This is a genomic window from Gemmobacter sp. 24YEA27 (genome assembly GCF_030052995.1).
Taxonomy (GTDB): domain Bacteria; phylum Pseudomonadota; class Alphaproteobacteria; order Rhodobacterales; family Rhodobacteraceae; genus Pseudogemmobacter.
Genome location: NZ_JASJPW010000004.1, coordinates 31,861 through 56,150, shown reverse-complemented (window position 1 = coordinate 56,150; position 24,290 = coordinate 31,861). Strand labels below are relative to the sequence as shown.

Genomic DNA, 24,290 nt, shown 5'->3' with positions numbered 1-24,290 from the left:
TGCTGCTCGGGACCAGAAATGTGGGCAAGCTTCGAGCGGAGGGTGCCGCATCAGCCACCAGGTCAACATAGTAATCATGAGAACTGAGACCGGTGCGAGAGGCCACCCTGAGATGTCGCGAAACCGGTTACGCCAGCACCTTGAGGCGGTATATTTTCATTTTTTTGCCATTATCCGCCGCGCCCGTCAGCTTCACAATACGATCAATAATCTTGCATTATCGGACCTCTATACGGTTTCCATGAAAACCTGAAAAACACCGGCATAGCAAAGCCCGGACCGCAGCTTTTCCACCGGCTCCGGGCTTCCTTCGTTTCCGCCTGTCGGGTTTCTGACCGGAATGGTTAAACGCCTCATGCGTTGCCTCACCCATAGCTGGCGCAACTGGCTTCCAGCCTCCTGCAGCGCGGGTGCCTTGAGAGGGAGGGCGCGACTGCCGTGTCGCCCAGGGCTTTCCGCCAGGTTGCGGTTGCCGCGGCTCAGCCGAAGGGGATCATTGCAAAGAACTGCCACTCTGCGCCATATTCCAGTCATGAAACAAGGCCTTGCCGACATTCATATAGTGGTCAGGCAGGGCCCGGCTGGAACATGCGAGAGATGAAGGTGCAACGCTGGCCATGAGCATGGTCATTCAATACTGGCATCAAGCTGACTGCCCGCCAGAGACCCGCCGCCGGCAGAGCGAATGGGCGCGCACCTTCCCCGGACAGTACCAGCTCTTTGATCGCAAGACCGCCGCCGACTATCTCGAACGGCATTTCGGGGGGGAGGCGCTGGCAGGCTTTCTTGCCTGCTCGGTCCCTGCAATGGCATCGGACTATTTCCGGTATCACCGGCTGGCGGCGGAAGGCGGGCTCTATGTCGACCCGGCCTTTCTGCCCGGCCCCCTCGCCCCGCAGCTGTTGCGATCCGGACATCCGGTATTCGCGCTCTCGGCCCCGGCGGAGGACCTAACTCCCATGGTCCGGAGGGCGCGCACTGTTCTCGGCCGGGTGCTGACCAACAGGGTTTTGCATGCGGGCCCGGCCCCGGCACGTTACTTCGTCTTGCTTGCAGAGCTGGTGCGGCGCCTTGTGCGGCAGCGGGCCGCAGACCGGATCCCGATGCTGACCGGGTTCGGAGTGCTGACGGCGTTTGACTATATCGTCAGCCTTTCAGAGCCGGATCCGGCGCATGTCCTGGACGTGCTTCGCAACACCGTTCCGCCTGGCAGCGACCGCGCCCTGGAGGTGATCGGCGCGTTTGTGACAGACCGTGCCAGTGAGCTTCACGGTGTTTCGCGCTGCACAACAGGATCGATGGCGGCGATGGCGGCCTCGCTTTTCCGGCCTGGGGAAGATCAGGCACGGCCCGCAGGTCCGGCACATTGGTCACACCATGACGGCAGCATTTTCGCGCCTGGCGATCCTCGCCCCCTGCCCTCCCGGGACAAGCAACCGACAGAAATGCACTCTGCAGATATCACCCGGAACCAGCTCATCCATCAGGGGCTGTTCGATCCTGTTTATTATCTCAGTCAGTGCGGGAATGGCCTGAGCACAAGCGAGGCATGGCGTCATTTCCAAAGCCATGGCGATGCAAGGGGACTGGACCCATCCCCCTATTTCTCCACTAAGTTCTATAAAGCGAGCTACCCGAACTGGCACAAAAAAGCTGCCAGCGCGGCAGAGGACTATCTGTTGCGGGTGGCAAAAGGTCAGAAACGCCAGCCCCACCCCCTGATTGACCCCGAGGATTACCTCGAGGCCAATCCCGACCTGCGCGGCCCCGCGCAAGATCCCGTGCGGCATTTCATCCTCCATGGCGATGCCGAGGGGCGCTCGCCTTCCAAAGGGTTCGATGCCGGTTTCTATCGCCGGTGTTACCTCGCGCTCGGCCAAAGCCACCCGTTTCGCCATTATGTCACCGAAGGCTCTGCGCTAGGATTTTTGCCGCGGCCAACACCTGTCGATGCGGCAATGTCAGGCGCCGCCATGGCGGCTGCGATGACCGGACGGCCACGCCCCTTCGTGCTGGTCTGCCATGACGCGCAAAAGGCCGGGGTGCCGATCCTGACGCTCGATCTGGCGCGCGCCCTTGGCACCCGGGGCTATGATCCGGTTTTCCTTATGGGCAATGCCGGGCCTTTGCTCGACAGGTTTCGGGCGCTTGGCCCCGTTTTCATCCTCGCAGAGGGATGGGATGCGACCGGGCTGGCCTCAGCGCTGCCGCAGGGCACGGCTGCGCTGATCAATACCAGTGCCGCCGCCGGGCTTGCGGTGCCTCTGGCGCAGGCAGGTCTCGACTGTCTGGTGCTGCTGCATGAGATGCCCGATTACATCCGGGACCAGGGCCTGATGCCGGATCTTCGTCTGGCGCAAGCGGCGGGCGCCCGGCTGATTGCCTCGATGCCGCAGATTTCACGGGGCATTTCACCGCTCATCTCGCAGGGGACCTCTCGGGGCAAGGCTGGGCCGCCGGCGGGGGACCCCTGCCCTGTCGGGCAATTGCGGCCAGGGATCATTCCGCCCCCGACGCCGCTGGCCTCATTCCGGCGCGCGCGGCTGTGGCGGCAGCGGCAGGACGGGCCGGTCTTTATCGGCGCCGGCCATGCCGACAAGCGCAAAGGCTTTGATCTGTTTCTCGACGCGGCCCGGCGGATCCGGGCGGCGCAGCCCGGCGCGCGCTTTGTCTGGCTGGGGGTGCTGGACGCCTGGGCCAGGGATCTCGCGAATGCCGCCCTGGCCGGGGGGCTGCCCCTGACCCTGCCCGGATTTGTCGAGGATTGCCTCGGCTGGTATCGTGCCGCTGACGTTTATCTGCTGACCTCGCGCCAGGATCCGGGGCCGACCACCGCGATCCATGCCGCAGCGGTTGGCACGCCCTTTGTCGGCTATGCCGCCGATATCGGCCTGATCGGGATGACGGAGGGCGTCGGGCGTTTCCTGCCCCCCGAGGATGAGGCGGGATTTGTCGCGGCAGCGGGTGCCGCCGCCAATGCGGTCACTTCCGGGTCCCGCCGGGATCTGCGCCGGCTGATCCGGAGGGAGACCGGCTTCGGGCCCTATGTCACAGCGCTTCTGAGCCGGTTTCATTCCGCAACAGACGGCGAAGCCTGACCCAGTCGCGGATCGGCATGGCCGGATTGCCGATCATGCGCGCCCCGGCCGCAACCTTACCGATCACCACTGCGCCACCGCCGATCTCTGCCCCGTCGCCGATCTCCATCACCCGGCGGCGGCTGCCATTCATAACCGCCCCCCTCGGAGCGATATTCACGCTTTCGCCGATCTTCACATGCCCGGCCAGGGCGGATTCGATCGCCAGCGTTGAGAAATCGCCGATCTCCACATCATGGCCGATGCTGGAGGACAGGATCATCGCACAGGCGCCGATCCTCACCGCCGGCCCTAGCCGGGTCCAGGGCATGGTGATCGAACCGGGGCCGAATTGCACATCCGGATCGACATGCGGCAGATCGGGGCAGCAGGCGGTGGCAAGAGTTGCACCTTCCTCGCGCAGCCCCCCGGCCACCCGGCGCCGCAATCCCGGGTTCGAGACCGTCAGCAGCACAGGCAGGGCTGCGTGGTCACGCAGCCGCGCAGCCGACGAGATCACCGGCACACCAAGGCCGGGATGCACGAACCCGTTCTCGATTTCATCAATCAGCGCCCGGACACGGACGCGGCCCCGCCAGTATTCCTCAAGTCCGCGCAGGATCATCAGACTATGCCCGCGCGCGCCGAAGACGGTGATCTCGTCGAAATCGGTGGTGGATTTCATTCGGCCTGCTCCGGTTTGGGGTCGCTGTGATCAAGCACCGCCGAAACGATGGCGGTGATGCGGGCCAGCTGTGGCGCAGTAATACGGCCATGAAAGGGCAGGCAGAGAATTTCAGGCCCTGCCTCCGGCGCCACCGGGGACGTGCCGGAGGCGGTCACGATACCGTCTCCGGCCCAGTATGTGCCAGGACCGCAAAGCAGCGGAAAGTGATCTCGCGCGAAGATGCGCCCCTCGGCGAGGGCCAGCACGAGCCGCGCGCGCAGATCCGGCGCAAGACGCAGCGCATAATAGCCGGGGATTTCGCCCCCTGCCCGATGCAGCCGCAGCCCAGGCAAGCCGGAGAATGCACTGTCATAAGCCTGGCGCAACGCCCGGCGCGCGGTCAGCTCTGCCGGCAGATCGGGCAAGAGGGCGAGCCCCATGGCGGCATGCAGTTCCGAAAGTTTGCCATTGAGGCCCGGCCCGGTCGCCCGCCCCTGTTCCAGCCCGAAATTGCGCAGCCGGCGCAGCGCCGCCGCCTGATTGCCGCGCGTCACGACAAACCCGCCCTCAGCCGTGTTCAGCAATTTGGTCGCATGCAGGGAAAAGGCCGAGGCATCGCCGAAGTGACCAATCGGAATGCCGTCAATCTCGGCCCCGAAGGCATGGGCGGCATCATAGACCAGCCAGAGGCCATGCCGCCGCGCAAGGGCCGCCAGCGCCGCGACATCGCAGGGTATCCCCAGGAAATGCACCGGCAGAATGGCCGCCGTGCGCGGCGTGATCGCCGCCTCAACCGCGCGCGGGCAGAGCGTCAGCCGGTCTGGATCGACATCGGCAAAGACCGGCACCAGCCCGAGCGCTGCAATCGCCTGCGCTGTCGCGGCAAATGTGAGCGGGGTGGTGATGACCTCGGCTCCTGCCGGCAGCTCACCCAGCATCAGCGCAAGTGTCAGCGCCATCGTCCCTGATGAGGTCAGTGAGACCGTATCCTCCGCGTGCTGCCACGCACTCAGCGCGTGTTCCAGCCGCATATGCAATACACCGCCATTGGTCAGCCAGCCGGCATCCAGCGCCTCGGCGGTCAGGCTGGCGAGACGGGCGGGGTCGGGCAGCATCGGCGCGCCGAACACAACAGGCGGCAGATCAGTCATTGAAGGCTCCGCTCGCAAGCGCCTCGCGCAGGTCTCGATTGGATGTGAAGGGGACCTGGTACTTGCGATGAAGCTGCGTGCCGCCTCCCATCACCGGCAGGATATCGGCTCCGCCTGCCTGACAGCTGACACCAAGCATCCTCTCGATCGCATGGGCAAGGGTCCCGTCAACCTGGCCAGCCTCGGGCGGGAACGCCTCCTGCCCAAGCGCCAGATCCTGAAGCGGGCGGAGCGTGGCGCTGCGGGCCCAGAACATCGACCCCACCGGAAAGCGCAGTCTGTCATTGTCGGGCAGCGGACCGGGCAGCGCCATCCGCCGTGCCAGTTCGCGCGCGATATCGCGGTTCGCCCCCCAATGTGCCGCACCAAGCACGGCGCGATATGTGACCGGAACCACCATGCCCAGCCTGGGGATCGACCCGAAAAAGGACAGGATCCGGTTCACCTCGCCTTCCGAACCGAGCAGGCAGCCGAGAATATGCGCCAGCCAGTCATCCAGCCTGTCGGAATGCAGCGAGCGTTTGCCATGCAGATGCAGCACGATGTCATGGCGGGCATGGGCAGCGGCAAAGCCATACAGTTTGGGCCAGATATCGCGGCCCCGGTTCGCAAATACCCGGATCTCGGCATCCGGCAGATGCGCGCGGATGCGCCTCGCCTTCTCATCGGTGTCAGTTGACACATAGAGGCGGAACGGCACGGTAATATGCACGAGCCTCGCGGCAAAGACCGGCGCCAGCTCGTCATAATAAAGGTGCAGGAACACACCCACCGGACGGTCCGTCCCGGCACATTGCGCCCTCGGGCGCAGCGGCAATCCCGCCTTGCCCCGTTCGCGCACAAAACCCTGAGGACCATGCGCCCAGAGCGGCTCATTGCTCACAATCCGGGTCAACACCGGCTCAAGCAATTTCGGCGTGACATGCAGGTGCAGGGGAGAGGCGCGATCCTCCAAAGCTTCGATCACCCTGCGCGCACGGCCTGCAATCCTCTCGATCCGGGCTGTCCGGTCAGGTGCGGCCCCGCGCCGGGCGAGCTGCCGCATCTCGTGAAGATCCGCCGAGAGTACGTGGATGATGCCCGTGCTACCGGTGTCGGAGGGCAAGGGGGCAGGCCCGCCCTGCTCCAGATAATACAGCGCAGTGACGATCTCTTGCGCTGCGGCCAGAACGGTCGACCGGACATCATCTGCCACAGAGGCCGCGCTGCCGGCTGTGGGCATCGGAACTGATCGACCCGGAGAGAAGGCCGCGACGGCACTGGAAGAGCCGCTGATCAGCGAACGCGCCCGGTCAAGGATCACGCCCGCAGCCCTGTCAAAGCCGTATCGGGAGACCACACGATCATGCAGGGCAATCCGGTACGGCAAACCGACGGGTGGCGCCGCGAGCAGTTGTTTCAGCGTCGACACCAGCTCTTCCTGCCCGGCAACCTGCCGGATCTCGGGAAAATCCGGATCGTGGAAGCCGGATACCCGGTCCGAGACAACAAGCGCCCCGCTGGCCAGCGCATCATAACTCCGGTTGCTCATGAAGCCCTGCGTCGCCATCAGCGGCATATGGCTGTTCAGCAGGATGCGGGCGCTGGCATAGACCTCTGCAAGCGCCTCAGAATTCAGGCGCTCGCCCCGCCAGAGACGGGCGGGCACCACATCCTTCCAGCCCGGCCCCCAGATCTGCGGCTCGAACCCGGCCTCTGCCGCCCAAAGGATAATGCGGCGATCCACGCGGGGGGCATAGCCGCCGACAAAGGCCAGCGGAATCTCATCCGCCCCCGCCGGACGCCGCAAGGGATGGAAACGGGCACATTCGGTGGCCTGAGGCAGGTAATCTGCCGCAAGCCCATGATCCCTCAGCTGGGACGCGAGCTTCTCTGAGCCGATGAACAGTGCCTGATAGCGCCGCAACATCCCGATCGGCGCCACGTTCGGCGGACTGATCATCCAGAGCAGATTGGCCATCCCCGCGACAGGCTCTTCCAGATGCGGGCCAGCGATCTGCAAGAGAACCGAGGGCTGCGCGGACGGCTCCGGCTCTTCGCCCCGAAACACCAGAACAGCCTCACAGCCTGCATGCCACCGGATGGCGCGGGCCAGGCCTTCCGCGTATTGGCTTTCACCCCAGGACTGGTGGTTCGTCCTCGTCGCGTTGATCCTGATACAGACGAGAACTCCTGACCCGCTCATAGCATTTTATCCGATACGTCCAGGAGCACCCAGGCTCGCCCCGCTGACAGGCCCAGATTTGAGGTTTTTGCGAGGAGCGTCAATGCGCTGCACCACCCCATCGGGCGGGCGTGACGCATGGGTCGGGCGCGATGGCAGGCCTTCGCGCCCCTGCCCTCAGAAAAAACCTATAAATCCATTATAATACAACATATTACAGTGAAATGGCCGCAGTTTTTTCTTCAGTTGCTGGAATTTCCCTCAAGACGTCTGTTGATTGGTCTCGCGCTTTGCCCGTGCGCCCGATGGTGGCGCACGGACTCGCAGCAGTCAGCCTGACTGCTCCGGCCCGTCGAGCGAGACCGGGCCGAGCGTTGGCCAGAGATCTCCCGGACCTGGATTGGCCCGGTCAGAGCTGCCGCCGAAATGGGTCATGATGCCCCAGACCGCGTTCAATGCGGTCTGGACGGCCCCCTCGACCCAGGCCGGGGTCCAGCTGATGCCATCCCCGGCAAGGAAAATGCCGCGCTGATCCGCAGGCATCTCGGCCTGAATGAAGTGTCGGTACATCCGCAGATTATAGCGGTAATGCCCGGGCAGCGCGCCTTTGAAGGCGCCAAGGAAGTTGTCATCCGCCTCCCAGCTGACGCAAATCGGGTTGCCGCGAATATGGCTTCGGATATCAACGCCGGGATAGATCCGCTCCAGCGCCGCAAGCGCCAGTTCGACCCGCTTTTCCGGCCCGTAAGGCAACACTTTCAGCGCATCGGTCATCCAGCTGTAGGAGAGGCAAATGACGGCAGGCCGGTCGGGCCCATTGTCAAAGAGATAGGTGCCACGTGTATTGCGATCGGTCAGCGTCATCGACAAAAGCGGTCGCCCGTCAGGGCCGGTTTCTTTCCAGAACGGCCGGTCGACCATGACAAAGGTCTTCGCGGCCTGCATATATCGGGTGCGGTCCAGCGCCATCCAGAGTTTCTGATCAAACAGCGCCTCATCCACGGCGACCGAAGTGGTCAGAAGATGGCTCTGACAGGTCACGAGCACCGCGCTGTAATCGCGCGCCACTCCCCATTGGTCGGTGACGGTGAACCCGCCCTGCCCGCTCCGCGCGATGCGCGTCGCGCGCCCCAGCGTGGCTCCCCCGTTGAGATCCGCCAGCGAGGTACCCTCGGGCCAATGCGCCGCGCGCGCAGGCAGACGCCAGAGCTGGTGCAGCACCCCTTCGACCCCGCCAACGATGTAGCGTTGATGGTCATCCAGTTCGAGCAGATTCACCCGCAGGATCTCGAGCATCGAATTCGGAAAGTCACTGTCCCAGCCGCCGGTGCCAAACCCAACCTGGCCAAAGACCTCGCGATGCCGGAAGCCAAGGCTCTGGAACGCGCTGGACGAGGTGACGAAATCGTAAAATGTCCGTTCATCCCATTTCGCAACCAACGGATCCCAGATCGCCTTCAGACGGGCCACATCGCGGTCGCGCACGGCTTCGGTCAGGGCGGCGAAATCGGCATGTTCCTCAAGCGCGGCGCGGTACGCGGTGGCGACCTCGTGATAAAGCTGCGGCAGATCCTCGGGGCCGCGGGCGAAATGGGTCTCGCCTTCAAGGTCGATCACCGTCGATCCGGCGGCCTCGGTCAGCGGATTGGGGAAAGGGCGGCTTTCGATCCCAAGGAGATCGACATAATGGTAGAAGGCGCGCGACGAGACCGGAAAGCGCATGCCGCCAAGTTCGGCGATGATATCCTCCGTGCCTTCGAATAACTCTGAGCGCAGCCGGCCACCGAACTTGCCGGATTCATAGATTTCGGGATGGAGGCCCAGCTTCATCAGCTCATAGCCCGCGATGATGCCCGCAGCCCCCGCCCCGATCACCGCGAGTTTTTCACCAAAGCGCGCCTGCGGCACGCTTCCGAGCCCGGCCGGATGCGTCAGCCAGTCATCATAGGCAAAGGGAAAATCCGGGCCGAAGGCGGTTACAGGCTTTTTCAGGGTCATGCGATCAGAGGCTTTCGGGCTGGTGCTTTGCAGATTGAGGGAAACCAGGGCAGATTTGTAAAGACAGTAGCGGAAGCGAGGTTCAGATGAAGGTGGCACTCTGGCAGGCGAAGCCGACCAATGGGAACATTGAGGCGGCATTTTCGGCGATTTGCACGCAGTTGCAGGTGGCGGCAGCGGCAGGGGCCAAACTCCTGCTCGCGCCGGAGCTGTTGCTCCCGGGCTATAACCGGCCGGATCTGCATGAAAGTCTGTCACAGCCGCTGGACGGCGCATGGATCACCCGGCTGCGTGAGATGGCGGCGCATGCGGGGTGCGGCATCTGCCTCGGCTGGGCAGAACGGGACGGCGCTACCGTTTACAACGCCGCCACGACGATCGGCCCGATGGCGCGGTGCTGGCGCATTACCGCAAGATCCAGCTCTTCGGCCCGATGGAGCGCCGATCATTTCGCCCCGGCGACCAGCTTTGTCCGGTGTTTGATCTGGAAGGGCGAAAGCTTGCCATGCTGGTTTGCTATGACATCGAATTTCCGGCCCATGTGGCAGCCCTTTCCCGCAATGGCGCCGGGCTGATCCTGGTGCCCACAGCCAATCCTGCCGGCTTTGAACATGTCCAGCGTGTCCTGGTGCCGGCCCGCGCGCATGAAGGCAATTGCACCGTGGCCTATGCCAATCTGACCGGCCCGGAAGGGGACCTGACCTTTGGCGGCCTTTCCGTGATTGCCGGGCCGGATGGCCAGCCACTTGCAACCGCCGGTGCCCGGGGAGAGGCATTGTTGATTGTGGATCTCGCGGCGTCAGATGAGGTGCCAGAGGAACTGAGATCTGGGCAGACGGCGGATTTCAGGCCAGTCTGATCTTTCGAAACATCCGTAATGTTTACCCCGGTATACATGACCCGAGGCTTGAGTGTTTACCCCGGTATACATCTGGCCCTGGGCGCGGACCTCACAAGGGAATGGAACATCCGCACGGGGTCTGGCACCTGAACATCTGCCTTTCGCAGCACCGCGTTGAGATAAGCGCCGGGGCTGCGGATACGTCCAAAGGCCTCCACAAGCCCCAGAACCACCAGCGCGCAGCCTTGCAGCCCAAATTGTTTTTTCGCGATGCCAAGCAAGGGATGCGTCAGACCGATCGCCGGTGCGAGAGTTTCAGAAAGCCGGATAAGATCAGGCCAGCTTCGCGGCTGGTGTGGAGCGTAATCTTTCACACTCGCAGCCATCTCCAGGCATTCATCAACACTGATATCCTGTGCTTTCTGAGCAGAGTCAGAATCAAAGGTTTCTTTTCCTGATCTCTGAATGTGCCGGTCATTCTGGCCGTTGCTGGCGGTCATTTCGCCGGATCGTTCAGATGCGGTATCTGGCTGTGTCATGTCGGGCGGCATGTGGTCAGGCGCGCTGTCATCCGGATCGGGCAGGGTCGCCGCAATAGTCCGCAGCTCATCCGGCCCAAGCTTTCGCCGCAGCGCGAGGCGGGCAGTTTCCAGGAGTGGCTGAGCCAGATCTCCGGCGCTGTGAAACAGCCGGTCGCGGATCACTGCCCGCAGGGCCTTCACCTCTGCGGCTTCCTGATGGCAGGTCTCAGCAAGGGCTTCCAGATGGGGATGCAGGTCGAACAGCGGCGCGAGGCTGATACCATAGCTCAGCTGCACATCGGCCTCAGAATTGCGGACCTGATAGCGTTTGCCATTGGGGCTCGGCCGCTTGCTCACCAGCCCGACCGACCGGAGATGGTTCAGCCGGCGGCGCAAGGTACGCTCATCAATGCCGTCACAGCGCGCGATCAGCACCCGGTTCGAGGCGAAGACCATCCTCTGATCCGGCTGCGGATCCTGTGGCAAAAGGCTCAGGAGCCCGCGCAGAACCGCAATGTCGCGGTCGCGCAGCTGAAGCCGTTCACGGCAGATCCGCACCAGATCCAGAAGGTGCCAGCGCAGGTCGGTGACGCCTTTGCCTGTCATCTGCGGCAGGGCAGGGCGAGAGGGTGCAAACGACCGGCGCCCGTCCCGGCGGGGCAGGGGCGAATAAGTGATCTGTTCCATGATGTCATCGGGCGGAACGAGAAGACGGTCCGATTATGGGCCGCATGCCGGCTGGCACACCGGGAAAACGACAACAGTTTTCCAATCACCGCCTGAGCGATGTTGCATGTGATTCGGGCCTGCGCTAGACTGCTCTTGCTAGACGTTAAGCATTCTCAGGGTTGGCGCCCTGTGGTTTGCACGGGCCTTCCGGGTGGTTTCCATTCGGAAGGTCTTTCTTTTTCCGACGCTGCTCCTTTGTTGTTATCGTTGGGGTGTGGTGTGTCCGGTCAGCTGCGTTTCGCGCGCGCCGCCAGAAATTCCTCATGCAGGCGCGGCAGCAGATCCTGTGCCTCGTCATGCAGCCAGGCCGCGAAACCGGCATTCCCGGCCGTTGCCTCAAAGCTCATCCGGGCTCTTTGCAGCCGGACCGAGCCCAGCTCTGTCCCGTCACGGGCGAGGATAGGGGCGGCACTGTCGGCAGCGGCTGCTTTTTCCGGCCGCGCGGCCGACGGGATCGCCCTGACCCAGGCCTCAAAGCGCTGATCCGAGGTCAGCTCCGGGGCAAATGGGGCAGGGTGGACCGAGCCCGCCGCGATCTGCCCTTCGAGGATCCGCAAGGCCAGATCATACCAGCGTTTCCAGCCCACCGAGGGCGCCGCGCCAATCCGCTCGATCACTTCACGCGGCAGCGCTTCGCGCACTTTGCGCATATGCGAGGTATGGCTGCGACTGACATTCAGCGCGTCCTGGATCACGCGGGCCTCATAGCCGGCCTCTTCAAGGTCGCCGGCAAACAGCGCCTTTTCAATGAACGAGGGATCCTTCCTCAGGTTGTTTTCCTGGCCCTGAGCCAGCACCGCCTCTTCATCCGAGAGCGTGCGGATCAGCGCCTTGACGGGAAGGTCAAGACCCCGGATCGCCGCCAGACGGCGCCGGCCATAGACCACCTGATAGCGGCCGCTGAGCTTTGGATGCGGACGCAGCAGGATCGGCACCTGCTGCCCGTGTTTCGCAATGCTCTCGCGCAGTTCCAGAATGTCTTCGCCCAGATCGCCAAGCCGGTCCCTGAGGCCGGTATCTTCGATCTGGGCCGGATCAATCTCCTGGACCGAACGGCTGCCGATGCTGCGCAGGTCATTGCGGATCGCCGCAATCGGGCCGCTGGCCTGAAAGACCTCGGGCATCTTGGCGGGCTCGGCCACCCCGGCAGGGCGCGGGGCAGGGGAGATGCCTTCGAACATGTTCTTGCGGGCCATGTCAGGTCCTTCCCCAGGCTCTGTGGATGTCTTGCTCCAGCTCGCGCGCGACCGCATTCACGGATTCCATCGCGCGGTCATAGGTATTGCGGTTCATGCTGCCGCGCCCGACCTCGAACAAGGTCTGATGCGTCAGCCCGGCATCCGAGATGGCGGTGGATTTCAGGAAAGTCTCGGTCATCACCCGTTTCCCGAAATTCGCGCGCAAAAGCCCGGCGACCTGGGCCTGTGGCCCGTCCGAGGGTTCGAACCGCGACACCAGGTATCGCAGGAAATCGTAATCCAGCGTCATGCCCGCGTCCCGGATCGTGTCAAGGAGCGAGGCTGCCATGGTCAGAAACTGCGCCAGCGATGCCACGTCGATGAAATTCGGCACCACCGGGATCAGGATCGACGATGAGGCCACCAGCGAAGACAAGGTCAGGAAGCCCAGCTGCGGCGGGCAGTCAATGAAGACGAGGTCGTAATTTGCCTCGACCGATTGGATCGCCTCGCGCAGGCGCAGGTAAAACGGCGGCTCCGAGCCCTGGCGCAGCGCATAGGGGGTCTCGGTTTCATATTCCGACAGGATCAGCCCGCCCGCAGCGATGTCGAGCCCGTGGAAATAGGTCTTGCGAATGACCTCCTCCATCGGCAGCGGGTCGGTATAGCGGATCGCGTCATAGATCGTGCCCTGATGCGAGAAATCGATCTCGGGGCGCAGGCCGGTCATCGAAGACAGTGAGGCCTGGGGGTCCATATCGATCACGAGCACCCGGTAGCCATGCAGCGCGAACCACTGGCTGAGATAGGCCGCGGAAGTCGTCTTGGCCGACCCCCCTTGAAGGAGACACAGGACAGGATCTGCACGGGCTCCTGCCCGACCCGGCCGCGCAGGTAAAGCGAAGGGTCCCGGGTGGTGCGCGCCAGCGCGAGGCGGATCAGCCCGAGATCCTCTGCCGTGTAAAGCCTGCGGCCGCGTTCATCGAGCGCCACATCCGGGATCTTGTCTTCGGCATGCAGCTTGCGCAGATGTCCGGGGGCGAGGCCAAGAAAATCGGCAGCTTCTCCCGAGGAAAAGCTGCGCAGATATTTCCGTGCATCCGGCGCAAAATTGCGCTCCAGATGCTGGCGGATGGAATCGTGCAAGGTTGCTGCATCGCCCTGGAGCTCTGCGAATACACGCTCTGCTGTCATGCAGCCCTCATTTATCCTGTGCGGCACAGTTTCTCTGTGCTCTGCCCCCTGTACAGGGATGCTCGTGATGTCTGTAGCGCAAAAATCCGAAATTCTTGCATTTCTGCGCTACAAAGAGAAATGCGCCAGGAATGGGCGTCACGCAAGAAAATTCTACACCTGGTAGTGCCTTCCCGGGCCAGCTTGTGGATAAAATGTAGTCCGCGGCCGTCATGTGGCCGAAATGTAACGAAAACAGCCCGGTTGGTCATCCTGACCTGTATCAATATCTTGTAGCATTCCCGGCGTCGCTGGCCGCCGGATCAAAGTTGCGATTCGTCAGGCAGGTCAGAACGCTCTACGCCGGGCCGGTACCTGCTTTGGTCGTCACGCGCTCAATCACCGGGGAGGGAAAACTGGCCCTGTCCGGCATGGTTGAAAGACGGGGCGGAACTGTTATCTTACCTTTGTCTTACATTGGAGCTTTGCTCATGCCCCGGCCCCCCTCTGTGACCACGACCCTTTCGACCAAAGGCCAGATTATCCTGCCCAAGGCCATCCGGCAGCGGCGGGACTGGGAGGTTGGCACCCGGCTCATCGTCGAAGAGACGGCAGAGGGGGTGCTTCTGAAACGCGCGCCGACCTTTGCCGCAACAAAGCCCGAGGATGTCTTTGCCCTGCTGCCTCATCGCGGCGATCCGAAATCGGTTGAAGAGATGGATGCGGCCGTGCTGGCCGAAGCCCGGCGGCGTCATGATCGCGATTGATACGAATGTGGTGGTGCGCTACCTGACCGGCGATCACCCCGACCAGTCGCCGCGCGCCCGGACCCTGGTCAACGGCCAGGCAATTTTCGTCGCGGTGACGGTCATCCTGGAAACCGAATGGGTGCTGCGCAGCGCTTACGGCTACAAACCGGCCGACGTGGCGCGCGCGCTCCGCGCCTTTGGCGGGCTTGCGACCGTGACCATCGAGGATGCGGTGATCGTGGCAGATGCGCTGGACCGGGCCGAACAGGGCATGGATTTCGCCGATGCGCTGCATCTGGGAAAATCGGCGCAATGTGATGGTTTCGTGAGTTTTGACCGAAGGTTCGTCAAACTGGCGCAGGAGGCGGATTTTCGGACGTGCAAGGCGCCTGACCCGATGGGCGCAGACCACCCTCCGGAGATCTGCCGGGGCTGCGTCCGGGAGCAATCTCACGCTTTATGGCAATATAGGTGCGGCGGCGTTGGGGCCAGCGCGACCAGGGTATTGGAGCATGCCTATGACCTTTGACCCCGCCGCAGGTCACTCTGCGCCCCGCGGCCCGCAGGATCTGGCGAATGACCCGCGCAATCCGGGCATGCCGCTTGAGATCGCAATGTTCGAAGGCCACGGGGTCAATCGCTCTGCCACAGAGCGCCGGGCCGCGTCGCTGGGCGCGCGCCGCACGGTCAAGAAAGAGTATCAGGCGGCCTGGCTGATCAATGCGATCCGCTGCATCGACCTGACGACGCTCGCCGGCGACGATACTGCGGCGCGGGTGCGCCGTCTTTGCGCCAAAGCCCGCCAGCCGCTGGCCGCCCATATCACCGAGGGGTTGGGGATCGCGGATCTCGGGCTCACCACTGGCGCAGTCTGCGTCTATCCGACCATGGTGGGCCATGCGGCAAAGGCGCTGCAGGGCAGCGGGATCCCGGTCGCCTCAGTTGCAACTGGCTTTCCCGCCGGGCTGATGCCGCTCCATTTGCGGCTGGAAGAAATCCGCTATGCGGTGGCCGAGGGCGCCGATGAGATCGACATTGTCATCACCCGCGAATATGTGCTGACCGGCAACTGGGCGGCGCTTTATGACGAGATCGCGGCCATGCGTTCGGCCTGCGGGCCGGCGCATCTGAAGGCGATCCTTGCCACGGGTGATCTGCAAACGCTCAGGAATGTCTATGCGGCGTCAATGGTTGCGATGCAGGCGGGGGCCGATTTCATCAAGACCTCGACCGGGAAAGAGGGCGTCAATGCCACTTTGCCCGTCAGCCTCGTGATGGTGCGGGCCTTGCGCGATTATCTCGACGCCACCGGCCACCGCATCGGTTTCAAGCCCGCAGGCGGCATGAAATTGGCGAAAGACGCGCTGAGCTGGCAGATCCTGATGCGGGAAGAAATGGGCCGCGACTGGCTCATGCCGCATCTGTTCCGCCTTGGCGCCTCGTCAATGCTTGGGGATATCGAGCGTCAGCTGGAACATCATGTCACCGGACGCTATTCATCCGCATCGCGCCTCGCATTGGCATGAGGGGGGATAAATGAACAAGATCAAAGAGATCCTGACGACGATGGATTATGGCCCGCCCCTGAGGACATCAGCGTTCTGCGCGACTGGCTGAAACGCCATGAGGCGGGCTTTGGCCATTTCATCGACGGCGTGTTCACCGCGCCCTCGCAGCTTTTCGAGGTCATGAACCCCGCCACAGGCGAGACCATCGCCCGGGTCTCGCAAGGGGCAGAGGCCGATGTCAGCGCAGCCGTCAAAGCCGCGCGGACGGCGCAAGCGAAATGGGCGGCGCTGCCGGGGCATGAACGGGCGAAACATCTCTATGCGCTTGCCCGCCATGTGCAGCAACATGCCCGTTTTCTTGCGGTGCTGGAAACCATCGACAATGGCAAGCCGATCCGAGAAAGCCGCGATATCGACATCCCGCTGGTCGCACGGCATTTCTACCATCACGCGGGCTGGGCCGAGATCCTCGCCGATGAATTCCCCGGCGCAGGCCCGCAGGGTGTGTGCGGCCAGGTGATCCCGTGGAACTTCCCGCTGCTGATGCTGGCCTGGAAGGTCGCACCAGCCCTCGCGGCCGGGAATACGGTGGTGCTGAAGCCAGCGGAATATACGCCGCTGACCGCGCTGGCATTCGCAGAAATCGCGCGCGAGGCGGGCCTGCCGAAAGGGGTGCTGAACATCGTGACCGGCGATGGCACGACCGGGGCGGCGCTCACCGGCCATCCCGGCATCGACAAGGTCGCCTTCACCGGCTCAACCGCGGTTGGCCGGGTGATCCGCCGCCAGATCGCGGGTTCCGGCAAGGCGCTGACGCTGGAGCTGGGCGGGAAATCCCCCTTCATCGTTTTTGCTGACGCCGATCTTGATGCGGCGGTCGAGGGCGTGGTCGAGTCAATCTGGTTCAATCAGGGTCAGGTCTGTTCTGCGGGCTCGCGCATCCTGGTGGCCGAAGCGGTCTCTGCACGGTTCACCGATCTTCTGAAACGCCGCATGGCCCGTCTGCGGGTTGGCGATCCGATGGACAAATCCACCGATATCGGCGCCATCGTGCATCCGGTGCAGCTGGCGCGGATCACCGATCTGGTCGAAAAGGGCAGGGCGGAAGGGGTCGCGATCCACCAGGGCGAGGCGCCGGCAGGCTGTTTCTACCCGCCGACGCTGGTCACCGGGGTCGAGCCCGCCTCGATCCTTGCCACCGAAGAGATTTTCGGCCCGGTGGTCACCCTGACCCCGTTTCGCGCGCCCGAAGATGCCGTGGCGCTGGCCAATAACACCCGTTACGGCCTTGCGGCTTCGATCTGGTCAGAAAACATTAACCTCGCGCTGGATGTGGCGGGTCGGGTGCGGGCCGGCGTGGTCTGGATCAATTCGGCTAATCTCTTTGATGCCGGTGCCGGGTTCGGCGGCATGCGCGAAAGCGGTTTCGGCCGCGAGGGCGGGCGCGAAGGCATGAGCGCCTATCTGAAACTGGCCGTGCCTAAGGCGAAGAAGCCCGAGGAGGCCCCGGCGGCCCTTGACGCCAGCCCGGCGGAGACCCTGCCCGCAAGCGCCATCGACCGAACGGCAAAGCTCTATATCGGCGGCAAACAGGCACGGCCAGACTCTGGCTATTCCTACCGGGTCGAAGGGCCGAAGGGCACGGTCGGCCTCGCGCCGCTTGGCAGCCGCAAGGATATCCGCAACGCGGTCGAGGCCGCGCATGGGGCCAAAGGCTGGGGTGCACAAACCGGGCATAACCGTGCCCAGGTGCTGTATTACCTGGCCGAGAACCTTTCGGCGCGCGTAGCGGAATTCGAGGACCGGTTGCGCAGTTTCGGACAGACGGCATCGGCGGCAAAAACCGAGGTCGAAACCGCGCTGCGTCGTATTTTCTGGTATGCGGCCCAGGCGGACAAATTCGACGGCGCGGTCCATTCCACCAAATCGGCGCATGTGACACTGGCGATGCACGAGCCGCTCGGCGTGGTCGGGCTGGTCTGCCCGACCGCGTTGCCGCTTCTGGGCCTTGTCTCGCTGGCGCTGCCAGCGGTGGCGATGGGCAATCGGGTAGTGGTGGTGCCGTCGCAGACCCATCCGCTGGCGGCGACCGACCTGTATCAGGTGTTCCAGACCTCGGACCTTCCCGGCGGCGTGATCAACATCGTCACCGGCGAGCGCGAGGTGCTGACGAAGACGCTGGCGGAGCATGACGATGTCGATGGCCTCTGGTATTTCGGCACCGGCGACGGGGCGAAGGCGGTCGAGACCGCCTCGGCCGGCAATCTGAAACAGACCTGGTGCGAGGAGGGTGCGGCCCGCAACTGGCTTTCCGCTGAAGGCCAGGGGCGAAACTTCCTGACCCGCGCCACACAGGTCAAAAACATCTGGGTTCCTTACGGCGAATGATTATCTTTGATTGTGACGGCGTGCTGGTCGACAGCGAGATCCTCTCGAATGCGATTGACGCAGAACTGATGACGGCGGCTGGATGGCCGATCACGGCGGCAGAGATCATCCGCGGCCATATAGGTCAGCCCAAGGCGGTTATCTGGGATCAGATCGCCGCGCTGCGGGGCGCGCCCTGGCCCGAGGGTCTCATTGAGCAGGCCGATGCGCTGCTCCTCGCGCGGATGGAGACCGAATTGCAGCCGGTCGAAGGTATTCGGGCCGCGCTTGAGAGCCTGCCCGGGCTTAAGGCGGTGGCCTCGTCTTCGGCACTGCCGAAACTGCGCCGCTCGCTCGAGGTCTGCGGGCTGAGCGATTTCTTCGCGCTGCATATCTATTCCGCAAGCCAGGTGGCACGGGGCAAGCCGTTTCCGGATGTGTTTCTGTTCGCCGCCAGTCAGTGCGGCGCCTCCCCGGCGGATTGCGTGGTGGTCGAGGACAGCGCCGCCGGGGTAAAAGCGGCCCTTGCGGCAGGAATGCGGGTGGCCGGCCTGACCGCCGGACGCCATTCCTGGCCGGGACATGGCGACCAGCTTCTTGCGGCGGGGGCGGCACGCATCTTCACCCGCACATCCGAGCTGAGCGAGGCCGCGTTGCGGGCGCTCTGAACCCGCGCGCTTCCGGGCCTCGGGCTGCACCTTGACCGAAACGGTGCTGCGACCGCCTTGGCGAAAGCTCCGGGGGGCCGTTCTTCGGATGCTGGCGGGATTTTCAGCACGCGCGGTCAGGAAAATGAAATTGCCTGTGCGGAAAACAAGCTGGAGATTGCGCTTGCCTTGGGAGAGGTATGGCCCGCATCCGTCGGGCCTGTTTGTGTTGCAGGCATGCGATGAATCCTGCGATGCCGGGGAGGGGAGAAAAGAGATGTCCTTGAGAGAACCGGCACAGGCCGGACGTCACCGCCGTTTCCGGCTGACCCAGGAGGGCGTGGTCTCTCTGATCGCGCTGACGCTGTTTCTGGCTTTCGCCCTGTTTCTGAACAACTTCCTGACCCAGGGCAATCTGCTCACCTTGCTGAAAAACGTGGCCATCCTTGGCACGCTTGCGGTGGGGATGGGGATGATCGTGGTCGGGCGCGGCATCGACCTGACCATGGTTGCGGTCATGGTGGTGGGCGTGGCTTTCGCCATCTGGCTGTCATCACAGGGCTTTGCCTTTGGTGAAGCGGTGCTGATCGGCGCGTGTCTGGTGGCGTTTTGCGGGCTGATCACCGGCATTCTGATCGCCATTGCCGAAGTGCCGCCGATCTTTGCCACCCTTGCCATGGCGTCGATTGTCTATGGCGGGGGCCGCGTCGCCTTCAGTTCGGATGTGCTTTATGCCCGGCGGGGATCGGCTGGCTGGTGGCCATCGGCTCGGGCACCTTCCTGGGCGTGCCCTATTCCATTCTGATCCTTGCGGGCATCGCGGCGCTGGTCGCGCTGTTCCTCAGCCTGACGCGGTTTGGCCGCTTCATCTATGCGACCGGCGACAATCCGCATGCGGCGCGGACCATGGGCCTTCCGACCCGGCCGGTGCAGATCAGCCAATATGTGCTGGCCGCGCTGATCGCCTATGCCGCCGGGATCCTGATGACCGGGCTCGTGTCCGGGATCAACACAAGGCTTTATAATTCCACGCTGATCTATGACGTGCTGCTGGTCGTGGTGCTGGGCGGGATCAGCCTTTCCGGCGGCCAGGGCGGCGTGCGCAATGTTCTGGTCGGTACGGTTCTGGTGGGGATCCTGATCAATGGCATGACGATCATGAATTTCAGCTATACCAGCCAGAACCTGATCAAGAGCGTGATACTGCTGGCCGCGCTGGCGCTGGATGCGGTGATCAACCCCCGCGATGAGCAGACCTCGCAAAGCGGCGATATCTGAACGTCATGCGGACTAAAGAGAGTTTCAGGGAGGAGACATAATGAAAGTTCTGAAAAATACCGCCTTCGCGGCGCTGGCAGCTTCCGCTCTGCTGGCAGCGGTTCCGGCGCTGGCCGATGATATCGAACAGGTGGGGCGCGCCGCCTATCTGGAAGCCGTGACCGGCAAGAAGGTGATTTTCGTTCCGCTGTCGCAGGGGATGGATCTCAACCAGGCCTGGACCGCCGTCTGGCAGCGCCATGCCGCGCGTTATGGGTTCTCCTTCGAGGTGCGTGACCCGAATATGGACACCGCCGCCGGCATCCGCGCGCTGCAGGGCGCGATTGCCGAAAAGCCGATGTCCTGATCGTGCAGAATCCCGATGTGCAGACCTATGCCCGTGCGCTGAAACAGGCGCAGGATGCCGGGATCAAGATCCTGCAGATCAATATGCAGTCGATCACCCAGACCGACAGCTATGTCGGCAATGACTGGATCGAGATGGGCCGCCTGGAAGCGGGCGAGCTGGCCCGTACCTGCCTTGCCCCCGGCGCGCCTTCGGGCAAGATCGTCTGGCTGGCGGGCGTGCAGACCGGTGCCGCAAATATCTATATGCGTGAAGGTCTCAACCAGATCCTCGCGGAAAATCCCGGCCTTGAACTGGTTTCCGACCAGCCCGCTGATTACGACAGCGAGAAAGCCCGCCAGATTACCGAGACCGTGCTGCAACAGCATCCCGATCTCTGCGGGATCATGGGCATCTGGGACAATGCCGAAGTCGGGGCCGGTGCCGCCGTTCTGGCCGCAGGCAAGCAGGATCAGGTGACCATCGTCACCAATGGCGCGGGCGCCCATACCGCGTGCGAGAGCATCGAAAAGGGTCTGCTTGACGTTGTTTACAACTTCAACGCGCCGATCCAGGCCGAGATCGCCGCGCAGCAGATCTCGGAATTCCTGCAAAACCCCGACCGCCCGGCGGGTTCGGAAAAAACCGTCTTCTTCGGGCCGATCACCCGGGTCGACAAAAATAATGCCAGCGGCCGTAACTGCTGGAAAATTGACGAGCTGAAGTAAGGACCTGTCTGCAATGAGCCTCAGCGAAAGCCTTGTCCGGTTGCGGTACCGGGTTCTGCCCGATCACGTTCTGGGCGAGCTTCTCACCAAGAAATGGGTGGACAGCGCAATTCCCTTCGCAGCCCTTGTGCTTGTGATTGCGATTTTCGCACCGATTGTGCCGCGCTTCTTCCAGTTCGGGACGATCTCACTTCTTTCCGGCGAGATGGCCGAGCTGGGGCTCGTTGTTCTGGGCCTGACCATCGTGATGATCTCGGGGGGATCGACCTTTCGGTCGGGTCCACATTCGCCCTTGCGGTCACCACCGCGCTTTACACCATGAATGTCATGGGGCTGAGCCTGGGTGGCGGCCTGGCCGCCACTCTGGGGGTCGGCGCGGTTTGCGGCGCGATCAACGGCTTCATGGTCGGTATCCTCAGGATGCGGGCCTTTCTGACGACACTGGTGACACTGATCATCTTCCGGTCGGTTTTCGATATCGTCTTCCCGCAGATCTCGACCGATATCGTGATGAATTACCCGGAGTCCGCGGCATGGGATTTCCTTGGCATGGGGCATGTTCTGGGCCTGCCGACCCCCTTCTGGGTGCTGGCCGCGATTGCACTGATCCTGCATATCGTCCTGTCACGTGGTCGCTATGGCTGGCGGCTGCTGGCGGTGGGTGGTGCGCGCGCGTTCGGCGCATAATGCCGGGATCAATGTGCGCTGGACGGTGTTTTCCGCCTATGTGATCTGCTCGGTTCTGGTGGCGCTTGGCGGGTTCCATTTTGCGGCGCGGATCGGATCGGCTGCATCCGACATCGGCGCGGGGATGGAGCTTCAGGCCCTGACCGCGACCGTGCTGGGCGGCATCTCATTGGGCGGAGGGCGCGGATCGGTTGCGAAGGCGCTGATGGGTGCGCTGTTTGTGCTGATCCTGTCGACGTCCTTGCTGGCGCTGGCAATCCCTGGTCCGGTCAATGCGCTGATCCTTGGCCTTGTGTTGGTCACCGCCGTCTTCCTTGACGTTCGCTGGGTGAAGAACCGCCATAAACTGCTGCGCGCGGTCTATATCTCGCCCACCTTCAACAAGCTGCCGCCGGCGATTTCCACGACCGAAGGCCCGCTGGTCCCGAATGACCGGCTGCGCGCGTCAGAGCCGATTGGCCTTGGCATCATGGATGGCGCGGAAGATGCAATTTTCGACCGCGAGGGCAATCTTTATACCGGCTCGCGCCATGGCGATATCATGCGCTGGTTCGGGCCGGATTACACCCGTTACGAGATCTTTGCCCATACCGGTGGCGCGCCGCAGGGCATGGCTTTCGACGCCGAGGGTAACCTTGCGGTCTGTGTCGGTGGCATGGGGCTTTATCAGGTCTCGCCGAAAGGCGAGGTCACGCTTCTGACGGCGGAAACCAACCGCAGCTGGACCTCGATCGCGGATGATTCCGTGATGAAGCTCGCCGATGACTGCGACATCCTTCCCGATGGGCGGATCATCTTTTCCGAGGCGACCGTGCGGTTCGAGATGCATGACTGGTATGCCGATGCGCTGGAAAGCCGCGGCAACGGGCGACTGATCGTCTATGATCCCAAAATCAAAACCACCCGCACCGTGCTGTCGAACCTGATCTTCCCGAACGGGGTCTGCACCTCTTATGACGGCGAATCCGTGCTGTTCGCCGAAAGCTGGGCCTGCCGGATTAACCGCTATTACTATGCCGGGCCAAAGAAAGGCAGGCTTGAACGCGTGATCGAGGGCCTTCCGGGCTACCCGGACAATATCAACCGCGCCTCTGACGGCACCTATTGGCTGGCCCTGATGGGCTCGCGCACCCGGCGTTGGATCTCTCGCTTGAGATGCCGTCTTTCCGCCGCCGCATGGCACGCCGTGTGTCGCAGGACGCCTGGCTGATGCCGAACCTCAACACTGGCTGCGTGCTGAAATTTAACGAAAAAGGCGAGATTCTGGAAAGCTTCTGGGATCTTGGCGGCACCCGCCATCCGATGATCACTTCGATGCGCGAGCATAAGGGCACGCTCTATCTCTGCGGCATTTTCAACAACCGCATGGGTGCGCTGAAACTGCCCGGGGCGGACCAGGACTGGTGCGGCGTCGACAGCTATTGGGGGAAACCGAAATGAGCGCGATCCGCCGCTTTATCGACCGCCGCCTTGGCCGGGGCGAGGCCGCGATCACGGTGCCGGTACTGGATGGCCCCTTGCTGCCGAATGCGGGTCTCGATGAGGCGGCTGCGGTCGCCTTGCTGACAGATGCCGATAATCTCGTCGTGACCGGCAAGGGGCTGGTGGCGTCTTCTGGCCCGCGTGTGATCCGGGTCGAGACCGGAGAAGAGATCGCCGCTTTTGACGCCGATGTTTCGGCGCTGGCTTATGGCAAGGGCATGCTTGCGGTGGGGCTTGACGGCAAGGGCGTGACGCTGCGCGGCGGCGCCCATGGCGGCAAAAGTTTTGCCATGCCGAAGAACCCGAGCGCGCTGGCCTTCCTCGATGCCGACACGCTTTTGGTGACCGAAGGCGCAGGCCAGCGCCGCGCTGCAGACTGGCGCCGCGATCTGATGGAGCGCGGCCAGTCCGGCGCGCTCTGGCGGCTGAACCTTGCCACGGGCGAGGCGGTCAGGGTGCTGGGCGGTCTGGCCTGGGCGGGTGGCGTTGCCGCGACAGGGTCGCAAAAGGTCTGGGTTTCGGAAAGCTGGCGGCACCGGGTGCTGTCGGTCGATCTGGGCACGGGCAAAGCCGAGCCCGTGCTGGAACATCTGCCCGCCTATCCGGCCCGGATCGCGCCTGCGGTCGAGGCGGGGTTCTGGCTCAGCTTTTTCTCGGTCCGCAATCAGCTGGTCGAATTCATCCTGCGCGAACCGGCCTATTGCAAACGCATGCTGGCCGAAGTGCCGGAGCCGTTCTGGATGGCACCCGCTCTTGCCTCTGGCCTGTCCTTTTCCGAACCAATGCAGGGCAGCCAGCTCCGCCGGATGGGGGTGACCAAACCCTTTGCCGAGACCCGGTCTTATGGGCTGGTGCTGCAATGTTCGCCGCAGATGAAACCGCTGCGCAGTTTCCATTCGCGGGCCGATGGCCAGGCGCATGGCTGTGTCTCTGCCGTCGAGCAGGGTGACGATCTTTTTGTAGCCTCGAAAGGCCATGGCAAAATCCTGCGCCTCGATGGCGCCGCCCGGGGGATCTGAA

24 protein-coding genes and 1 pseudogene are annotated in these 24,290 nt (G+C 63.3%); 17 read left to right on the top strand and 8 right to left on the bottom strand.

The window, feature by feature from the left end; genetic code table 11:
- Nucleotides 1-617: 617 nt before the first annotated feature.
- Complete coding sequence (locus QNO18_RS21355; protein ID WP_283179526.1) at nt 618-3,098, top strand: glycosyltransferase; 2,481 nt, start codon at nt 618-620, stop codon at nt 3,096-3,098.
- On the opposite strand, the gene QNO18_RS21350 is transcribed toward QNO18_RS21355, so the two are convergent.
- The 4 genes from QNO18_RS21350 to QNO18_RS21335 form a co-directional block, all read right to left on the bottom strand.
- Entirely contained in the window at nt 3,049-3,762 is a 714-nt protein-coding gene (locus QNO18_RS21350) for an acetyltransferase (RefSeq protein WP_283179525.1), read from the bottom strand. The two genes, QNO18_RS21355 and QNO18_RS21350, sit on opposite strands and share 50 nt — an antisense overlap.
- Entirely contained in the window at nt 3,759-4,895 is a 1,137-nt protein-coding gene (locus QNO18_RS21345; protein ID WP_283179524.1) for an aminotransferase class V-fold PLP-dependent enzyme, read from the bottom strand. Before QNO18_RS21345 ends, QNO18_RS21350 begins: the two co-directional genes overlap by 4 nt.
- The gene (locus tag QNO18_RS21340) at nt 4,888-7,080 is read right to left on the bottom strand and encodes a rhamnan synthesis F family protein (RefSeq protein WP_283179523.1); all 2,193 of its coding nucleotides are present in this window, start codon (nt 7,078-7,080) and stop codon (nt 4,888-4,890) included. Before QNO18_RS21340 ends, QNO18_RS21345 begins: the two co-directional genes overlap by 8 nt.
- A 309-nt stretch (nt 7,081-7,389) precedes the next feature.
- Entirely contained in the window at nt 7,390-9,057 is a 1,668-nt protein-coding gene (locus QNO18_RS21335; RefSeq protein WP_283179522.1) for an NAD(P)/FAD-dependent oxidoreductase, read from the bottom strand.
- 86 nt (nt 9,058-9,143) lie between these two features.
- Here QNO18_RS21335 and QNO18_RS25820 point away from each other — a divergent pair.
- Nucleotides 9,144-9,389: pseudogene (locus tag QNO18_RS25820) on the top strand (nitrilase-related carbon-nitrogen hydrolase); the annotation flags it as partial.
- 101 nt (nt 9,390-9,490) lie between these two features.
- Complete coding sequence (locus tag QNO18_RS21330) at nt 9,491-9,916, top strand: nitrilase-related carbon-nitrogen hydrolase (protein WP_349293931.1); 426 nt, start codon at nt 9,491-9,493, stop codon at nt 9,914-9,916.
- 56 nt (nt 9,917-9,972) lie between these two features.
- On the opposite strand, the gene repC is transcribed toward QNO18_RS21330, so the two are convergent.
- The 4 genes from repC to QNO18_RS25815 all read right to left on the bottom strand — a co-directional run bounded on the left by repC (nt 9,973) and on the right by QNO18_RS25815 (nt 13,520).
- Entirely contained in the window at nt 9,973-11,025 is a 1,053-nt protein-coding gene (gene repC, locus QNO18_RS21325; RefSeq protein WP_283179667.1) for a plasmid replication protein RepC, read from the bottom strand.
- A 350-nt stretch (nt 11,026-11,375) separates the two neighbouring features.
- Nucleotides 11,376-12,344: a plasmid partitioning protein RepB gene (gene repB / locus QNO18_RS21320; protein WP_283179520.1), complete on the bottom strand. Its 969-nt coding sequence runs from the start codon at nt 12,342-12,344 to the stop codon at nt 11,376-11,378.
- A 1-nt stretch (nt 12,345) separates the two neighbouring features.
- Nucleotides 12,346-13,113, bottom strand: a complete 768-nt coding sequence (gene repA / locus QNO18_RS21315) for a plasmid partitioning protein RepA (protein ID WP_349293930.1) — start codon at nt 13,111-13,113, stop codon at nt 12,346-12,348.
- On the bottom strand, nt 13,089-13,520 hold the full coding sequence (locus QNO18_RS25815; protein WP_349293923.1) for a hypothetical protein: 432 nt from the start codon (nt 13,518-13,520) through the stop codon (nt 13,089-13,091). Before QNO18_RS25815 ends, repA begins: the two co-directional genes overlap by 25 nt.
- A gap of 488 nt (nt 13,521-14,008) precedes the next feature.
- On the opposite strand from QNO18_RS25815, the gene QNO18_RS21310 reads away from it, so the two are divergent.
- From QNO18_RS21310 to QNO18_RS21245, 14 genes are all read left to right on the top strand, one after another.
- On the top strand, nt 14,009-14,266 hold the full coding sequence (locus QNO18_RS21310; RefSeq protein ID WP_283179519.1) for an AbrB/MazE/SpoVT family DNA-binding domain-containing protein: 258 nt from the start codon (nt 14,009-14,011) through the stop codon (nt 14,264-14,266).
- Nucleotides 14,253-14,777 (top strand): type II toxin-antitoxin system VapC family toxin, encoded by a 525-nt coding sequence (locus tag QNO18_RS21305; protein ID WP_283179518.1) that lies wholly within the window; start codon nt 14,253-14,255, stop codon nt 14,775-14,777. Before QNO18_RS21310 ends, QNO18_RS21305 begins: the two co-directional genes overlap by 14 nt.
- Before the next feature lie 67 nt (nt 14,778-14,844).
- Nucleotides 14,845-15,774 carry a deoxyribose-phosphate aldolase gene (gene deoC / locus QNO18_RS21300; protein WP_283179666.1) on the top strand — a complete coding sequence of 310 codons (930 nt, stop codon included), beginning with the start codon at nt 14,845-14,847 and terminating at the stop codon, nt 15,772-15,774.
- Between the two features lie 162 nt (nt 15,775-15,936).
- The gene (locus QNO18_RS21295; RefSeq protein WP_349293922.1) at nt 15,937-18,144 is read left to right on the top strand and encodes an aldehyde dehydrogenase family protein; all 2,208 of its coding nucleotides are present in this window, start codon (nt 15,937-15,939) and stop codon (nt 18,142-18,144) included.
- The gene (locus tag QNO18_RS21290) at nt 18,141-18,791 is read left to right on the top strand and encodes an HAD-IA family hydrolase (protein WP_283179517.1); all 651 of its coding nucleotides are present in this window, start codon (nt 18,141-18,143) and stop codon (nt 18,789-18,791) included. The genes QNO18_RS21295 and QNO18_RS21290 overlap by 4 nt, the downstream gene beginning before the upstream one ends.
- A gap of 256 nt (nt 18,792-19,047) precedes the next feature.
- Nucleotides 19,048-19,575 (top strand): hypothetical protein, encoded by a 528-nt coding sequence (locus QNO18_RS21285; protein WP_283179516.1) that lies wholly within the window; start codon nt 19,048-19,050, stop codon nt 19,573-19,575.
- Nucleotides 19,527-20,048: a hypothetical protein gene (locus QNO18_RS21280; RefSeq protein WP_283179515.1), complete on the top strand. Its 522-nt coding sequence runs from the start codon at nt 19,527-19,529 to the stop codon at nt 20,046-20,048. Before QNO18_RS21285 ends, QNO18_RS21280 begins: the two co-directional genes overlap by 49 nt.
- 40 nt (nt 20,049-20,088) lie before the next feature.
- Nucleotides 20,089-20,394, top strand: coding sequence for a hypothetical protein (locus tag QNO18_RS21275; protein ID WP_283179514.1), 306 nt, complete (start codon nt 20,089-20,091; stop codon nt 20,392-20,394).
- A gap of 2 nt (nt 20,395-20,396) precedes the next feature.
- Nucleotides 20,397-21,101 (top strand): sugar ABC transporter substrate-binding protein, encoded by a 705-nt coding sequence (locus QNO18_RS21270; RefSeq protein ID WP_283179513.1) that lies wholly within the window; start codon nt 20,397-20,399, stop codon nt 21,099-21,101.
- Nucleotides 21,102-21,114: 13 nt separating this feature from the next.
- Nucleotides 21,115-21,423, top strand: a complete 309-nt coding sequence (locus QNO18_RS21265) for a hypothetical protein (protein ID WP_283179679.1) — start codon at nt 21,115-21,117, stop codon at nt 21,421-21,423.
- Nucleotides 21,363-21,788 carry a hypothetical protein gene (locus tag QNO18_RS21260; RefSeq protein ID WP_283179665.1) on the top strand — a complete coding sequence of 142 codons (426 nt, stop codon included), beginning with the start codon at nt 21,363-21,365 and terminating at the stop codon, nt 21,786-21,788. Before QNO18_RS21265 ends, QNO18_RS21260 begins: the two co-directional genes overlap by 61 nt.
- Nucleotides 21,766-22,998, top strand: a complete 1,233-nt coding sequence (locus QNO18_RS21255; RefSeq protein ID WP_283179512.1) for an SMP-30/gluconolactonase/LRE family protein — start codon at nt 21,766-21,768, stop codon at nt 22,996-22,998. The genes QNO18_RS21260 and QNO18_RS21255 overlap by 23 nt, the downstream gene beginning before the upstream one ends.
- Nucleotides 22,998-23,228 carry a hypothetical protein gene (locus QNO18_RS21250; RefSeq protein WP_283179511.1) on the top strand — a complete coding sequence of 77 codons (231 nt, stop codon included), beginning with the start codon at nt 22,998-23,000 and terminating at the stop codon, nt 23,226-23,228. The genes QNO18_RS21255 and QNO18_RS21250 overlap by 1 nt, the downstream gene beginning before the upstream one ends.
- Nucleotides 23,225-24,289: a hypothetical protein gene (locus QNO18_RS21245; RefSeq protein ID WP_283179510.1), complete on the top strand. Its 1,065-nt coding sequence runs from the start codon at nt 23,225-23,227 to the stop codon at nt 24,287-24,289. Before QNO18_RS21250 ends, QNO18_RS21245 begins: the two co-directional genes overlap by 4 nt.
- Nucleotide 24,290: the final 1 nt, after the last annotated feature.